Source organism: Martinezella lusitana (assembly GCF_014207095.1).
Lineage (GTDB): Bacteria > Pseudomonadota > Alphaproteobacteria > Rhizobiales > Rhizobiaceae > Rhizobium > Rhizobium lusitanum_B.
In genome coordinates this window covers 62,297-76,487 of record NZ_JACHBG010000021.1, presented here as the reverse complement: position 1 = coordinate 76,487, position 14,191 = coordinate 62,297, and the positions used below count along the sequence as shown (strand labels likewise).

The following is a 14,191-nucleotide window of genomic DNA, read 5'->3' as shown; positions in this document are numbered from 1 at the left end:
GCTCAGCAATTTTCGACAATTTTCCATCTTTTTGCTGTCATGCAGAAAATCGATAATGGCCGGACAGATAGCATCTAACCCTCGGAGCAATGCCGATGAATACGCAATCCACCACCATCACATTGATCGGCGTTCCCCTTGAAGAAGGCTCGGGTCGCCGCGGCGCCGGCATGGGACCGACGGCGCTGCGCATCGCCGGCATCGAGAGCACGCTGACCGAGCTTGGCCATCGCGTTACCGACAGCGGTGACCTGCGCCCCGTGCCCGCGGCAGACCTGCCCGAGGATCCGAAGGCGCACAATCTGAAAATCGTTGGCGCCTTCACCCGCTCGCTCGAGGAGAAGGTCTATGATGTCGCGTCATCCGGCAGCTTTCCGCTGATCCTTGGGGGTGACCACAGCCTATCCATGGGCAGCGTTTCCGGCATGGCGCGTCACGCAGCGGAAGTCGGCCGTCCGCTTTTTGTCCTTTGGCTGGATGCACATTCCGATTTCAATTCGCCGGCCACATCACCGTCCGGTAATATTCACGGCATGCCTGTTGCCTTCTTCTGCGGCGAGGCCGAGATCGCCAATGTGCTGCCGGCTGGCCGGCCCTTGGTCGATCCGACCAAGGTCTTCCAGGTCGGCATCCGCTCCGTCGATCCACGCGAGCGCGAGGAAATCCGCGAGCACGGCGTCAATGTCTTCGACATGCGTTCGCTTGACGAACAAGGCGTGGCCGCGATCATGCGCAAGGTGCTCGATACCGTCAGTGCCGCAAACGGCCTGCTGCATGTCAGCTTCGATGTCGATTTTCTCGATCCGGACATCGCGCCGGGCGTCGGAACGACTGTGCCGGGCGGCGCGACCTATCGCGAGGCCCATCTCATCATGGAGATGCTCTCCGACAGTAACCTCGTGTCGTCGCTGGATCTCGTCGAACTCAATCCTTTCCTCGATGATCGCGGCAAGAGCGCCCGCGTCCTCGTGGAGATGGCAGCAAGCCTCTTCGGCCGCCGCATCTTCGACCGGCCGACAAGAGCCGCCTGACACCAACGGCTTCGTGATCCCGACCTGCGGCTCGGGATCACGTTTTTCTCGTGCTCGAAAACCCCGGAAAGCGGATTTAGGTTTGAGCAACGTTCTTGTTCTATCGTGGCCTTAACGCGCCGGATTCGGCGTTACGGTTCAACGGGAAGAACGTTCATGGCCACGATCAATTCCACCAACTTCAACGGCGATACTCTGGAGATCATTGCTTTCCGGCTTCATGAGCAGGAATTCTGCGTCAAGACCACCACGATCCGCGAAATCCGCGGCTGGGCACCGTCCACGCCGATCCCGCATGCCCCTGCCGATGTCATCGGCGTCATGAACCTGCGCGGCTCGGTCATCCCGATCATCGACCTCGCCTACAAGCTCGGCATGCAGAGCACGGTCGCCAACGAACGCAGCGCCATCGTCGTTGCTGAAGTCCACAACATGGTCATCGGCATGCTGGTCGACCGCGTTTCCGATATCCTGACGATCGCTTCCGATCAGGTTCAGCCGGTTCCGGAAGTAACGGCCTCCTTCGATCGCGCCTATTGCGAAGGTATCATCGCCACCGAAAACGGCATGATCTGCTTCCTGAACCTCGCCAAGATGTTCAAGGAAAACGAAGCAGAAGAACTGGCCGCCTAAACTCTTATAATGTTGTTTGAAAAAGCCGCTACCTTTTGGGTGGCGGCTTTTTTTATCACCTAAGTTTAGTCAATCTTATTTTATTTAGTTTATAACTTATAATATTCTAAAATATAATCGAAATAATGGAGCTCTCGCATCATTAACGTGTGAAGCGAGGAACGAGATACACCCTCAACATTCCGGCCATTCCCATTCCCGTGCGGAGCGCCGAGCTTTTGGTGTGCCGACGAGCACAGCCGGCCGCTTCGATGCCTGTCCGAGGGGGACCTGACGAAGACACTCGACCACGCTTTCGTGCCCTCAGTGGAACAGCTTCGCCACGACTTCAACGCAACCGTCGAAAGGCTCTCGGAGACGCTGACCACGGTTGGCGAGAATGCCGGCGCCGTTGCCGCCGGCTCGCGCGAACTCTGCGGAGTCCTTCTCAAGACGCACCGAGCAACAAGCGGTCTCCGTGGAAGAAGCGGCAGCCGCGCTGGAAGAGATCGTCACCCAGGTCGGCGCGACATCAACTCCAACGTCGCGGCCATCGTGGAAGCCTTGAAGGAACAGACGACCGCCTCAGGAAATCAACGCGGCGATCAATTCGCTCGATCAGACGACGCAACAAAACACCGCCGCAAGCCTCCGGTTGGCAAACGAGGCCGGTGTGCTTGACACGCTGCTCGCACAGTTCCGCCTGGCGGATGTGATCGTCAGGGAGATGATCATGCGCCACGCAGCATGATTGCTGCTGCATGGACTTCAGTGTGCGAAGCCGCCTCGTCAGCCGGGGCGGCTTTCTCGTTTCATGAAGATCTTTCAGCCGGACCGGTTGGGATTTCGATCATCATTCAGCAGTTTCATCGGAGGCGGGGCGAACTCCCGCGCCACTCTCCAAATACTAAGCCGGCTTAACTTCCCCCGCCGGCGCCGGCTTGTGGATCAGCGCGGCGGCCTCAAGCACCAGAGGGTTGAGCCCGCTATCGCCATTGTCGATGATGGCAAAGAGCTGGCGCCGCATACGCGGCTCCCAGAATTTGTTGATATGGGTGGCGACGCCTTCTACCGCCTCATCCGCTGGCTGGGTCTTGAAGAAGGTGGCGATCTGGTTCGCCATGTAGATGAGCTTGGTTTCGGTCTTGCCGTGCGGCGTTTCGTCAGGCGACATCGGCGATGCTCCCCGTGATGATGCGATGCGGATGGGTGAAAATCTCGAAATCGTCGCCGCGCACCAGCGCCACCAGCGTCATGCCGGCCTCTTCGGCGGTGCGGATGGCAAGCGCCGTCGGCGCGGAAATGGCGACCAGCACCGAACTGCCCAGGATCGCCGCCTTCTGCACCATTTCGACCGATAGTCGGCTGGTCACAGCCACGACGCCATCGGCGCCCTTGCGACCGGAACGAATGACCGCACCGCAGAGCTTGTCGAGCGCATTGTGCCGGCCGACATCCTCGCGTACGGCAAGCAATCCTTCCGACGGTATATAGAAGCCTGCGCCATGCACTGCGCGGGTCTCGCGATGCAGCGGCTGGGCGTCGTTGAGCAGCGCAATCGCCCTGACGATATCTTTCTGCGTGAGCTTCAAGACGACCTTCGAAACGTCAGGCACCTTCCGCACCGCCTGTTCGATCGATTCGATGCCGCAGAGGCCGCAGCCGACGGGACCTGCCATATGCCGGCGGCGCAGCCGCAGCGCATCGGCCGCATCGTCGACCAAGGCAATCTGCACATCGATCCCCTGCTCGTCCTCGACCGGCTCGATCACCGCAATCTGATTGATATCCGTGATGATACCTTCGGTCAGGCTGAAGCCGACAGCAAAATCTTCGATGTCGGCCGGCGTTCCCATCATGACCGCATGCGACGTCCCGCCATAGGAAAAGGCGATCGGCACTTCCTCGGGGACGATGCGGGAGCCCGAGCGGACCAGGCCGTTGCGACGGGCGGTCTCGGGAACGGTTATAGTGGGGGTGAATTTGGTCATTGGATGATGGGGTATGAAATACCCCCCTCTGTCGCTATCGCGACATCTCCCCCACAAGGGGGGAGATCGTTTGGAGTGTGCCGCTTCGTACCTGCAAAACAATAGGCTGCTGATGCTGCGGCTTTGCTATCCATTTCAGTCGAGAGCGTCCCACGAGTCGTTGATCTCCCCCCTTGTGGGGGAGATGTCACGAAGGTCCGAAGGACGAGGGGGGTATTCCTCCGCATCCTCGAATTCACTCCGCCGCCGCCATCTTCCCGACGATACGGCGCGACTGCTTGGCCTGCTCGTCATAGTCGACCTGCCACTGCGAGGGACCATTCGATGGCGAGACCTGTACCGCCGTCACCTTGTATTCCGGGCAGTTCGTTGCCCAGTCGGAATAGTCAGTCGTGATCACATTCGCCTGCGTATCGGGGTGATGGAAGGTCGTGTAGACGACGCCTGGGGCAACGCGGTCGGTGATAAGTGCCCTCAGCGTCGTGTCGCCGGAGCGGCTTGTCAGCTTGACCCAGTCGCCATCGCGGATGCCGCGCTGCTCCGCATCGTGCGGATGGATCTCCAACCGATCCTCCGCGTGCCAGACGACATTGTCCGTACGGCGCGTCTGAGCGCCGACATTGTACTGGCTGAGAATGCGCCCAGTCGTCAGCAACAGCGGGAAGCGCGGACCGGTGCGTTCGTCGGTCGGGACATACTCCGTTCGGATGAATTTGCCCTTGCCGCGCACAAAGCCGTCGATATGCATGATCGGCGAGCCAAGCGGCGTCTTCTCGTTGCAGGGCCACTGCACCGAGCCCATCTTTTCCAGATAGTCGTAGGAGACCAAAGCGAAGCTCGGCGTCGTTGCGGCGATTTCGTCCATGATTTCGGACGGATGCGTGTAGTTCCAGCCGAGACCCATGGCCTGCGCCATCTTCTGCGTCACTTCCCAGTCTGCATAGCCGTTGCGCGGGGTCATGACCTTGCGCACGCGATTGATGCGGCGCTCGGCATTGGTGAAGGTGCCGTCCTTTTCCAGGAAGGTCGAGCCGGGCAGGAAGACATGCGCGTAGTTGGCCGTCTCGTTGAGGAAGAGATCGTGGACGACGACGCATTCCATCGCGGCAAGGCCGGCTGCGACATGCTTGGTATCCGGATCGGACTGGAGGATGTCTTCACCCTGGATGTAGAGGCCCTTGAACGTGCCGTCGACGGCGGCATCGAGCATGTTCGGGATGCGCAGGCCCGGCTCGTTGGCGAGCTTCACGCCCCAGAGCTTTTCGAAGATATCGCGGGTCGCATCGTCGGAGATGTGGCGATAGCCCGGCAGCTCGTGCGGGAAGGAGCCCATGTCGCATGAGCCCTGCACGTTGTTCTGGCCGCGCAGCGGGTTAACGCCCACGCCCGGACGGCCGATATTGCCCGTCACCATCGCGAGATTGGCGATCGCCATGACGGTGGTCGAGCCCTGGCTGTGTTCGGTGACGCCGAGGCCGTAATAGATTGCGCCATTGCCGCCCTTGGCATAGAGGCGAGCCGCGCCGCGCACGAGATCGGCCGGAACGCCGGTGTATTTTTCCGTTTCTTCCGGGCTGTGCTGCGGCTCGGAAACGAAGGCTGCCCAATCTTCGAACTCTGACCAGTCGCAGCGTTCTCGGATGAATTTCTCGTCGAACAGGCCCTCGGTGACGATCACATGAGCCAGCGCCGTCATCATGGCGACATTGGTGCCCGGCTTCAGCGGCAGATGATAGCTGGCCTCGACATGCGGCGTGCGCACCAGATCGATGCGGCGCGGATCGATGACGATGAGTTTGGCGCCCAGACGGAGCCGCTTCTTCAGGCGCGAGCCGAAGACCGGGTGGCCGTCCGTCGGGTTGGCGCCGATGACGATGACGACATCGGAATGCTCGACGCTGTCGAAATTCTGCGTGCCGGCTGAGGTGCCGAAGGCCTGGCCGAGACCATAACCGGTGGGCGAATGGCAGACGCGGGCGCAGGTATCGACATTGTTGTTGCCGAAGCCCGCACGCACCAGCTTCTGCACCAGATAGGTCTCTTCATTGGTGCAGCGCGACGAGGTAATGCCGCCGATCGAATCGCGGCCGTACTGGTATTGCAGCCGCTTGAACTCGGTGGCGATATGGGCAAAGGCCTCATCCCAGGTCACTTCGCGCCAGGGATCGGTCACCTTCTCGCGGACCATCGGGTTGAGGATGCGGTCCTTGTGGGTCGAATAGCCATAGGCGAAACGACCCTTGACGCAGGAATGGCCGCGATTGGCCTGGCCGTCCTTCCAGGGCACCATGCGCACCACTTCCTCGCCGCGCATCTCCGCCTTGAAGGAGCAGCCGACGCCGCAGTAGGCACAGGTGGTGACAACAGAATGTTCCGGCTGGCCGATCGAGATCACGGATTTTTCGATCAGCGTCGCGGTCGGGCAGGCCTGCACGCAGGCGCCACAGGAAACGCATTCGCTGTCGATGAAACTCTCGTGCATGCCGGGCGAGACGCGCGAGCCGAAGCCACGGCCCTCAATGGTCAGCGCAAAGGTGCCCTGCACGTCCTCGCAGGCGCGCACACAGCGCGAGCAGACGATGCACTTCGAGGGATCAAACGTAAAATAAGGATTCGACTCGTCTTTCGGCGTCCATTTCAGATTAATGTCGCCATTGTTGCGCGCCTTGACGTGATTGTCGCCATCATAGCCATAGCGCACGTCACGCAGGCCAACCGCGCCGGCCATATCCTGCAATTCGCAATCACCGTTGGCGGCACAGGTCAGACAGTCGAGCGGATGGTCGGAGATATAGAGCTCCATCACACCGCGGCGGATGTCCTTCAGCCGGCCCGTCTGCGTGTGGACGACGAGACCGGGAGCGACGGGCGTCGTGCACGAGGCCGGCGTGCCGTTGCGGCCTTCGATCTCGACGAGACAGAGCCGGCAGGAGCCGAAGGCATCGATCATGTCGGTGGCGCAGAGCTTCGGCACCTCGATACCGGCCTCCATCGAGGCGCGCATGATCGACGTGCCTTCAGGCACGGTGATCTGGCGCCCGTCGATGGTCAGCGTCACCATGGTTTCGGAGGTGGAGGCCGGCGTGCCGTAATCGATTTCTGGAACGAGGGACATGGCTCTTACTCCGCCGCTTCAATCAAGGGAGCCGGAGAAAAATCCTCCGGAAAATGGGTCATCGCGCTCATGACAGGATAGGGCGTGAAACCGCCGAGTGCGCAGAGCGAGCCGAACTTCATCGTATTGCAGAGATCGGCGAGCAGCTCCTTGTTCTTCTCCGGTTCGATGCCGCGCGCGATCTTGTCGGCCGTCTCGACGCCGCGGGTGGAGCCGATGCGGCAGGGCGTGCACTTGCCGCAGCTTTCGACCGCACAGAATTCCATCGCGAAACGCGCCTGTTTCAGCATGTCGGCGGTATCGTCGAAGACGACGAGACCGGCATGGCCGATCAGTCCGTCCTTGGCCGCAAAGGCCTCATAGTCGAACGGCGTGTCGAACAAGGTGCGCGGGAAATAGGCGCCAAGCGGCCCGCCCACCTGCACCGCCTTGGCCGGCCGCCCGCTGGCCGTGCCGCCGCCGATCCGGTCGACGATATCGCCAAGCGACAGGCCGAAGGCCGTCTCGTAAAGGCCACCATACTTAACGTTGCCGGCGATCTGCAGCGGGATCGTGCCGCGCGAGCGGCCCATGCCGAAATCGCGGTAGAAGGCGGCGCCCTTGTCCATGATGACGGGCACGGAGGCGAGCGAAATCACGTTGTTGATGACGGTCGGACAGTCGAACAGACCCTTGTGCGCCGGCAGCGGCGGCTTGGCGCGCACGACCCCGCGCTTGCCTTCCAGACTGTTCAGCAGTGCCGTTTCCTCGCCGCAGACATAAGCGCCGGCGCCGGTCCGGATCTCCATATCGAAAGCCTTGCCGGAACCAAGCACCGAAGCGCCGAGAACACCGGCCTTGCGCGCGATTTCGACCGCTTCGGTCATCGCAGCAATCGCATGCGGATATTCCGAACGCGTGTAGACGAAACCCTTCGTCGCCCCGGTCGCCAGGCCGGCTATCACCATGCCCTCGATCAGCACGAAAGGATCGCCTTCCATGATCATCCGGTCGGCAAAAGTGCCGCTATCGCCCTCATCGGCATTGCAGACGATGTATTTGCGGTCGCCTGCCGCATCGAGCACTGTCTTCCACTTGATGCCGGTCGGAAAGCCCGCGCCACCGCGACCGCGAAGGCCGGAATCGGTGACTTCCTTGACGATATCGCCAGCCGCCATGCCGATGGCACGACGCAGCCCCTTGAGGCCACCATGCGCCTCATAATCCTGCAGCGAAAGCGGATCGGTGATGCCGCAGCGGGCGAAGGTCAGGCGGGTCTGCTCTTTCAGGAACGGGAGATTTTCGACCTCCCCAAGACAGAGCGGATGCTCGCCGCCTTCAGCGAGCCCGGCATCGAACAGACCGGAGACGTCCTTTGCCTTCATAGGCCCGTAGCCGATGCGTTTGCCGCCGATCTCGACCTCGACCAAAGGCTCAAGCCAGAACATGCCGCGCGAGCCGTTGCGCACGATGCGCGCGTCGAGGCCGCGTTTGGCGATTTCCTGCGCGACCGATTTCGCCACCTTCTCAGCCCCCAGCGAAAGGGCGGCGGCATCGCGGGGGATATAGATGGTCAGGGTCATTGGCGCGCCTCCTTCACGAGGTCTTCTATGCTCTCGGCGTCGAGCCGGCCATGAAGCTCTCCATCCAGCATCGCAGTCGGCGAGCACGCGCAGAGGCCAAGACAGTAGACCGGCTCCAACGTAACGCTGCCATCGAGTGTCGTCTGATGGAAATCGATGCCTAGCAACTGCTTGACACGCTCTGCCAACGCATCGCCGCCCATCGACTGACAGGCCTCGGCACGACAGAGCTTAAGGACATGGCGGCCGGCTGGATGGTCGCGATAGTCATGATAAAAGGTCATGACCCCATGCACTTCAGCGCGGGAGAGGTTCAGCGCCTTGGCAATCAACGGCAGTGCATCCTGCGGCACATAGCCAAACTCTTCCTGAATCCCATGCAGGATGGGTAGAAGCGGCCCCTCCATCGATTTCATGCTATCGATGATGGTTCCGGCGCGGGTTGCTACATCGCCCGCAGCCTGATTCAAACTCATTAACAGCCTCCCGCGCACAGGTTTCGAAAATCGAAGGCGAATTTTCGTAAAACGCTTATGCGGCATTTCCTCCGTGGCGCGCGATCGACACGCCCATCAGTAAGGTCGCAGGGAGAGGCCTGCGGATCAATAAGGCAGTCCCGTCAGTTGATAGAAAATTTCTATCAAGCCTTGCTGCTCTCCGCCAGCAATCTTGCCTCATGCAGCAGAGCGGAGACGAGTGGCGTGAATGGCTCGCGATGCGTGGCGACCAGCCCGACCAGATGCTCGGCATCCGGTTCGGTTATCGGGATCTTGCGAATATCGACGGGAAAACCGAAGGAATCGGCGATATTCTTCGGCATGATGCTCGCCCAGCGCCCAGTCTGGACATGGGAAAACAGCACGATCATCGAATTGGATTCGAGTGTCGGCGTTGCTTCGATGCCGGCTTCGGCGAGATGCCGGTTGATAATTCGGCGATTCTGCATGTCGGCAGTCAATAGACAAAGCCGAAGATTGCCAACCTCCTTCCAGGTGACGCTCTCCCGGTCAGAAAACGGGCTACCGGCTGCGGTAATCAAATGATAGCGCTCGGCATAAAGGGGTACGCTGGTGACACGGCCGAGCGGCTCATTTTCCAGATAGGTGATGCCGGCATCGATCTCGAGATTTTCGAGCAGGCCCAGAACCTGCAGCGAATTGCGTGAGATGATGGAGAAGGTGACGTCCGGGTGCCTTTCCTGGAAAGGCGTGGTGATGCGCGACACCATCGCGAGAGCCGTCGGAATGGCCGCAATCCGGATATGGCCGGCGAGGCCCTTGCGCGCCGCTCGCATCTCCTCGCGCATCGTGCGGCTGTCGCCGACAATGCGTCGCGCCCATTCGAGTACGCGCTGCCCTTCCGGCGTCAGCCCCTGAAAGCGCGAACCGCGGCTGACGAGCATGACGCCCAGCTGATCTTCCAATTGCCGGATCGCCGCAGACAAAGTCGGCTGCGTCACGCCGCATTCTTCGGCAGCGCGACCAAAGTGCTTCTGATTCGCAAGCGCGATGAAGAATTCCAGCTTGTCGATCATCCCACTCTCCCGAAACGAAAGAGTTAGACCCGCAGGTCGGCAAGCGCAACATGCAGGGTCGCTTTAGATCTCGACAATCGAGCGGTTTGCGGCAGGGGCATGCGCGCGCTTCAGCAGAACGCCTCATGCAACGAATCGATCACGGCACAGATTTCCGAGCGCGACACGGCATAATGGATGAGCCGCCCCTCGCGGCGCGTATCGACCAGCTTGTCGAGTCGCAGGCGCGCCAAATGCTGCGAAACCACGGCCTGAGGCAGATCGAGGAGTGCTTCCAGTTCCATCACGGTCTTTTCCCGCTTGGCCAACATGAAAAGAATGGCCAGCCGGGTTTCATGCGAAAGAGCTTTGAGCAAGGCGCTGGCCTTGCGCGCCTTCTCTGTCATTTCCTCGACACTGTGCTCTGCGGCACTGCCCTGCAGTGGAGACGACGACATTTCACTGCCTCTAGTGAGAATTCACATAAAGGCATGCTTATAATATCATCAAACCGCAAGTTGATTTAAAAATGACACGAAAACCAAAAAAGGTCCGACTTTTCAGCAGATAAGCTGACCGCCATTGATCTCGAGCACCTGCCCGGTGATATAGCCGGAAAGCGTCGACGCGGCGAGAAAGAGATAGGCAGGAGCGCAATCGCCCGGCGTTCCAAGTCGCTGAAGCGGAGTGGATTTGCGCGTCTGTTCCAGCTTCTCCCGGGAAGAATAGCGCTCGTGAAAGTCCGTCTCGATCGTGCCGGGCGAGACGCAATTCACCCGAATGCCATCCGGCGCCAGCTCCCGCGCCAGGGCTTTCGAATAGGTGGCGACAAAGGCTTTCGACGCCGAATAGATGGCGGAGCCCGGGCTGCCGCCGGTCAGCGCGGATATCGACACGGTGTTGACGATCGCCGCGTCTCCCGATGCCCGCAGCAGCGGCAACACGCCCCGGGTGACCTCCATGACGGAAGTCTGGTTGAGATGAACGATCTTTTCATATTGCTCGTCCGTCAGCTCGCCCGCCGGAAATCGGCCAACCATGGTGCCGGCATTGTTGACGAGCACATCGACACGATCAAAGCGCTCGCCGGCAGCAGCGATGAAATCCCGCGCGCCGTGGCCTGTGGCGAAATCGCCGGCAATAAGGAAAGCACGACGGTCGGCTTCGGCCTCCATCAGAAAATCCGGCAGCTCGCGATCGGCGTCGCGGCCGATATGCACGAGAACATGGGCGCCACAATCGAGAAACTGCCGTGCCACCTCCAGCCCTATGCCGCGACCGGCGCCGGTGATGACGACATTGCGATTTTCGAAAAGCTTCGGATGAAACACGACGACCTCCCCAAACGCGCAATTCGCGTCTCGGTAATTGCGGAATTTTCACTTTACCATATGATGGCGAAAAAACGAAAGAAAGGGAGCAAGCCCCATGTTCCTGTCCGGGCGCCAGACTGAGATTCTCGAGATCGCCAAGGCCGAAGGGCGCGTACTGGTTGAAGAACTGGCTTCGCGCTTCTCCGTGACGCCGCAGACCATCCGCAAGGATCTGAACGACCTCTGCGACGGCCGCGTGCTGTCGCGCGTGCATGGCGGCGCAATTTTCCCCGGCGGCACGGAGAATGTGAAATACGAGGCGCGCCGCTCGATCGCCGCCTCCGAAAAGCAAGCAATCGGCCGCGCGGCCGCCGGCCTGATCCCCAATAACAGTTCGCTCTTCATCAATATCGGCACGACGACCGAGGCCGTCGGCGAGGCGCTGCTCGGGCATCACGAATTAATGGTGATTACCAATAACATCAACGTTGCCAATAAGTTGCGCATATTTCCATCGATCGAGGTCGTCATTGCCGGTGGTGTCGTGCGCGGCTCGGATGGCGGCATCGTCGGCGAAGCGGCCGTCGATTTCATCCGCCAGTTCAAGGTCGACTATGCGGTGATCGGCGCTTCGGCGATCGATACCGACGGCGCCCTTCTCGATTTCGATTTTCGCGAAGTGAAAGTGGCTCAAGCCATCATCGCCAATGCCCGGCATGTCATCCTCGTGGCCGACAGCACCAAGTTCGAACGCACTGCCCCGGTGCGAATCGGGCATCTGTCGCAGGTTCACACCTTTGTCACAGACGAATGCAGTATTGAATCCGTGCGCACCATCGCGGCCGAGCATAGCGTGCGCCTGGTGGAGACTGCCAAACGACCGGACTGATCGGCGCGCTTTCAGTCAACAAACCTTCGTTTGACATTCGTATCTATTTCATTTTAGATGGATTATCTTTCGGATTTTCATCTTCATGAGATTGCGTGCCTTTGCGGAGTGGCGGGTGAGCGAACAGGTCTACGATATTTTCGTTATCGGCGGCGGCATCAACGGATGCGGCATTGCCCGTGACGCCATGGGGCGCGGCTACAAGGTCGCCCTCGCCGAAATGAACGATTTCGCCTCCGGCACATCGTCCGGCGCCACCAAGCTCATTCACGGCGGCCTGCGCTATCTCGAACATTATGAATTCCGGCTCGTGCGCGAATCCCTGATGGAACGCGAAGTGCTGTGGGCGATGGCGCCGCACATCATCTGGCCGATGCGTTTCGTGCTGCCCTACCATAAGGGCGGCATTCGGCCGGCCTGGCTTATCCGCCTCGGCCTCTTCCTCTACGATCACCTCGGCGGGCGGAAACTGCTGCCACCGACAGCGACGCTCGACATGAAGACCGATCCTGCCGGCAAGCCGCTGAAGGAGCTCTTCACCAAAGCCTTCGAATATTCCGACGGCTGGGTCGACGACGCCCGCATGGTGGTGCTGAACGCCCGCGATGCCGCCGATCGCGGCGCGACGATCCTGCCGCGAACGAAGGTAATTTCCGCGCGACGCGAGGGCGCCGTCTGGGCGATCGAAACGGAAAACACGATCACCGGCGAAAAGCGCCTGTTTCGCTCCCGCATGCTGGTCAATGCCGCAGGTCCGTGGGTCGATCACGTTTTGTCCGACACCTTCGGCAAGAACCAGGTACACAATGTCCGCCTCGTTCAGGGCAGCCACATCATCGTACGCAAGAAGTTCGACGGTCCCCGCGCCTACTTCTTCCAGAACCCGGACAACCGCATCATCTTCGCCATTCCCTATGAAAATGACTTCACGCTGATCGGCACCACGGATCGCGACTTCAAGGACGATCCGAAGGATGTGAAGATCAGCGAGGAGGAAACCGCCTATCTGTGCAACGCCGCCAGCGAATATTTCAAGGAGCCCGTACGGCCCGAGGATATCGTCTGGACCTATTCTGCCGTACGCCCGCTTTATGACGACGGCGCGTCGAAGGCGCAGGAAGCGACACGCGATTATGTCTTGAAGGTCGAGGGCGAGGAAGGCCAGGCGCCGCTTCTCAATGTCTTCGGCGGCAAGCTCACGACTTATCGCCGCCTGAGCGAACATGCGCTGGAGAAGATCGGTGAAGCCATCGGCCTGAAGGGCACGCCATGGACGGCGAAAAGCTCGCTGCCGGGCGGTGACTTTCCGGTTCGCGGCTACGACGGCGAAGTCTCAAAGCTGAAGTCGCGCTATCCCTTCCTGGCCGATCCGCATGCCCGCCGTCTGGTCCGCCGCTATGGAACGCGAGCCACGATGATCCTCGGCGACGCCAAGACGATCGCCGATCTCGGTCGCTGTTTCGGAAGCGATCTCTACGAGGCCGAAGTGCGCTATCTGACGGAACACGAATGGGCCTATAACGCTGCCGACATTCTCTGGCGCCGCTCCAAGAAAGGCCTTTATCTTTCGAAAGAGGAAGCTGCCGCGCTCGAAGACTATATGGCGGACAACCGCGTCCACGCATAGCGCCTCCACTTCAATCGTCAGGATCGAGCAGGCGCGGGCCTGCGCCTTCACTGGAAAGACGATCCCACGGATTTCTGAGCGGACAGCTATCCATCGAGAGACAACCGCAGCCAATGCAGCCGTTGAACTGATCGCGCAACCCCTGCAGACGCCTGATGCGGGTATCGAGATCGTCCTTCCAGCGCGCGGAAAGCATCTTCCAGTCCGCCGCCGTTAGCGGGCGCCCCTGCGGCAGCGATTGCAGCGCCTCCTGAACCTCGGCAAGCGGAATGCCGACCCGCTGCGCCACCTTGATGATCGCCACCCGGCGCAGCACTTCGCGGGCATAGCGCCGCTGATTCCCGCGGCTGCGCTGACTTTCGATCAGTCCTCTCGCCTCGTAAAAATGCAGCGCCGAAACCGCTACGCCGCTCCGCGCCGCCACCTCGCCGACCGTCAGCAGCCTGGAAAATTGACCAGGTTCGATTTTTCCCATTTGCACTATTGACCTCAACTTTACTTGAGGTTTTATAAGCTAAGCTCCAGAGCGCGTAAAGCA

At 60.4% G+C, this 14,191-nt stretch carries 13 protein-coding genes and 1 pseudogene; 5 read left to right on the top strand and 9 right to left on the bottom strand.

Annotated elements, in window-relative coordinates; all coding sequences use genetic code 11:
• Positions 1 to 95 precede the first annotated feature (95 nt).
• From rocF to GGD46_RS34050, 3 genes and pseudogenes are all read left to right on the top strand, one after another.
• Positions 96 to 1,031: an arginase gene (gene rocF / locus GGD46_RS27500; protein ID WP_184709839.1), complete on the top strand. Its 936-nt coding sequence runs from the start codon at positions 96 to 98 to the stop codon at positions 1,029 to 1,031.
• 156 nt (positions 1,032 to 1,187) lie between these two features.
• Positions 1,188 to 1,664, top strand: a complete 477-nt coding sequence (locus GGD46_RS27495) for a chemotaxis protein CheW (protein ID WP_184709837.1) — start codon at positions 1,188 to 1,190, stop codon at positions 1,662 to 1,664.
• 246 nt (positions 1,665 to 1,910) lie between these two features.
• Positions 1,911 to 2,178 (top strand): annotated as a pseudogene (locus tag GGD46_RS34050) (chemotaxis protein); the annotation flags it as partial.
• 372 nt (positions 2,179 to 2,550) lie between these two features.
• Here GGD46_RS34050 and GGD46_RS27490 read toward each other — a convergent pair.
• The 8 genes from GGD46_RS27490 to GGD46_RS27455 all read right to left on the bottom strand — a co-directional run bounded on the left by GGD46_RS27490 (position 2,551) and on the right by GGD46_RS27455 (position 11,155).
• Positions 2,551 to 2,817, bottom strand: coding sequence for a formate dehydrogenase subunit delta (locus tag GGD46_RS27490; RefSeq protein WP_184709835.1), 267 nt, complete (start codon positions 2,815 to 2,817; stop codon positions 2,551 to 2,553).
• The gene (gene fdhD, locus GGD46_RS27485) at positions 2,807 to 3,634 is read right to left on the bottom strand and encodes a formate dehydrogenase accessory sulfurtransferase FdhD (RefSeq protein ID WP_184709833.1); all 828 of its coding nucleotides are present in this window, start codon (positions 3,632 to 3,634) and stop codon (positions 2,807 to 2,809) included. The genes GGD46_RS27490 and fdhD overlap by 11 nt, the downstream gene beginning before the upstream one ends.
• A 235-nt stretch (positions 3,635 to 3,869) precedes the next feature.
• The gene (gene fdhF, locus GGD46_RS27480) at positions 3,870 to 6,749 is read right to left on the bottom strand and encodes a formate dehydrogenase subunit alpha (RefSeq protein ID WP_184709831.1); all 2,880 of its coding nucleotides are present in this window, start codon (positions 6,747 to 6,749) and stop codon (positions 3,870 to 3,872) included.
• A 5-nt stretch (positions 6,750 to 6,754) separates the two neighbouring features.
• A complete protein-coding gene (locus tag GGD46_RS27475) occupies positions 6,755 to 8,311 on the bottom strand; it encodes a formate dehydrogenase beta subunit (protein ID WP_184709829.1) in 1,557 nt (518 codons plus the stop codon).
• The gene (locus GGD46_RS27470) at positions 8,308 to 8,787 is read right to left on the bottom strand and encodes a formate dehydrogenase subunit gamma (protein WP_184709827.1); all 480 of its coding nucleotides are present in this window, start codon (positions 8,785 to 8,787) and stop codon (positions 8,308 to 8,310) included. The genes GGD46_RS27475 and GGD46_RS27470 overlap by 4 nt, the downstream gene beginning before the upstream one ends.
• 164 nt (positions 8,788 to 8,951) lie before the next feature.
• A complete protein-coding gene (locus GGD46_RS27465) occupies positions 8,952 to 9,845 on the bottom strand; it encodes a LysR family transcriptional regulator (protein WP_184709825.1) in 894 nt (297 codons plus the stop codon).
• Between the two features lie 110 nt (positions 9,846 to 9,955).
• A complete protein-coding gene (locus tag GGD46_RS27460; protein ID WP_184709823.1) occupies positions 9,956 to 10,282 on the bottom strand; it encodes an ArsR/SmtB family transcription factor in 327 nt (108 codons plus the stop codon).
• A gap of 102 nt (positions 10,283 to 10,384) precedes the next feature.
• Positions 10,385 to 11,155 carry an SDR family NAD(P)-dependent oxidoreductase gene (locus GGD46_RS27455; RefSeq protein ID WP_184709821.1) on the bottom strand — a complete coding sequence of 257 codons (771 nt, stop codon included), beginning with the start codon at positions 11,153 to 11,155 and terminating at the stop codon, positions 10,385 to 10,387.
• 97 nt (positions 11,156 to 11,252) lie between these two features.
• Here GGD46_RS27455 and GGD46_RS27450 point away from each other — a divergent pair, with 97 nt between their 5' ends.
• Both GGD46_RS27450 and glpD read left to right on the top strand, forming a co-directional pair.
• Positions 11,253 to 12,026, top strand: coding sequence for a DeoR/GlpR family DNA-binding transcription regulator (locus tag GGD46_RS27450; protein ID WP_184709819.1), 774 nt, complete (start codon positions 11,253 to 11,255; stop codon positions 12,024 to 12,026).
• Between the two features lie 85 nt (positions 12,027 to 12,111).
• A complete protein-coding gene (gene glpD / locus GGD46_RS27445; protein WP_210325735.1) occupies positions 12,112 to 13,653 on the top strand; it encodes a glycerol-3-phosphate dehydrogenase in 1,542 nt (513 codons plus the stop codon).
• A gap of 10 nt (positions 13,654 to 13,663) precedes the next feature.
• Here glpD and soxR read toward each other — a convergent pair whose 3' ends face one another.
• Positions 13,664 to 14,128, bottom strand: coding sequence for a redox-sensitive transcriptional activator SoxR (gene soxR, locus GGD46_RS27440; protein ID WP_184709817.1), 465 nt, complete (start codon positions 14,126 to 14,128; stop codon positions 13,664 to 13,666).
• Positions 14,129 to 14,191 lie beyond the last annotated feature (63 nt).

What these genes read in the sequence shown, in the direction of transcription:
- GGD46_RS27490 (WP_184709835.1), bottom strand. Translation starts at nt 2,817, where the DNA reads ATGTCGCCTGACGAAACGCCGCACGGCAAGACCGAAACCAAGCTCATC.
- fdhD (WP_184709833.1), bottom strand. Translation starts at nt 3,634, where the DNA reads ATGACCAAATTCACCCCCACTATAACCGTTCCCGAGACCGCCCGTCGC.
- GGD46_RS27495 (WP_184709837.1), top strand. Translation starts at nt 1,188, where the DNA reads ATGGCCACGATCAATTCCACCAACTTCAACGGCGATACTCTGGAGATC.
- GGD46_RS27460 (WP_184709823.1), bottom strand. Translation starts at nt 10,282, where the DNA reads ATGTCGTCGTCTCCACTGCAGGGCAGTGCCGCAGAGCACAGTGTCGAG.
- soxR (WP_184709817.1), bottom strand. Translation starts at nt 14,128, where the DNA reads ATGGGAAAAATCGAACCTGGTCAATTTTCCAGGCTGCTGACGGTCGGC.
- GGD46_RS27465 (WP_184709825.1), bottom strand. Translation starts at nt 9,845, where the DNA reads ATGATCGACAAGCTGGAATTCTTCATCGCGCTTGCGAATCAGAAGCAC.
- GGD46_RS27450 (WP_184709819.1), top strand. Translation starts at nt 11,253, where the DNA reads ATGTTCCTGTCCGGGCGCCAGACTGAGATTCTCGAGATCGCCAAGGCC.
- fdhF (WP_184709831.1), bottom strand. Translation starts at nt 6,749, where the DNA reads ATGTCCCTCGTTCCAGAAATCGATTACGGCACGCCGGCCTCCACCTCC.
- GGD46_RS27475 (WP_184709829.1), bottom strand. Translation starts at nt 8,311, where the DNA reads ATGACCCTGACCATCTATATCCCCCGCGATGCCGCCGCCCTTTCGCTG.
- rocF (WP_184709839.1), top strand. Translation starts at nt 96, where the DNA reads ATGAATACGCAATCCACCACCATCACATTGATCGGCGTTCCCCTTGAA.
- glpD (WP_210325735.1), top strand. Translation starts at nt 12,112, where the DNA reads ATGAGATTGCGTGCCTTTGCGGAGTGGCGGGTGAGCGAACAGGTCTAC.
- GGD46_RS27470 (WP_184709827.1), bottom strand. Translation starts at nt 8,787, where the DNA reads ATGAGTTTGAATCAGGCTGCGGGCGATGTAGCAACCCGCGCCGGAACC.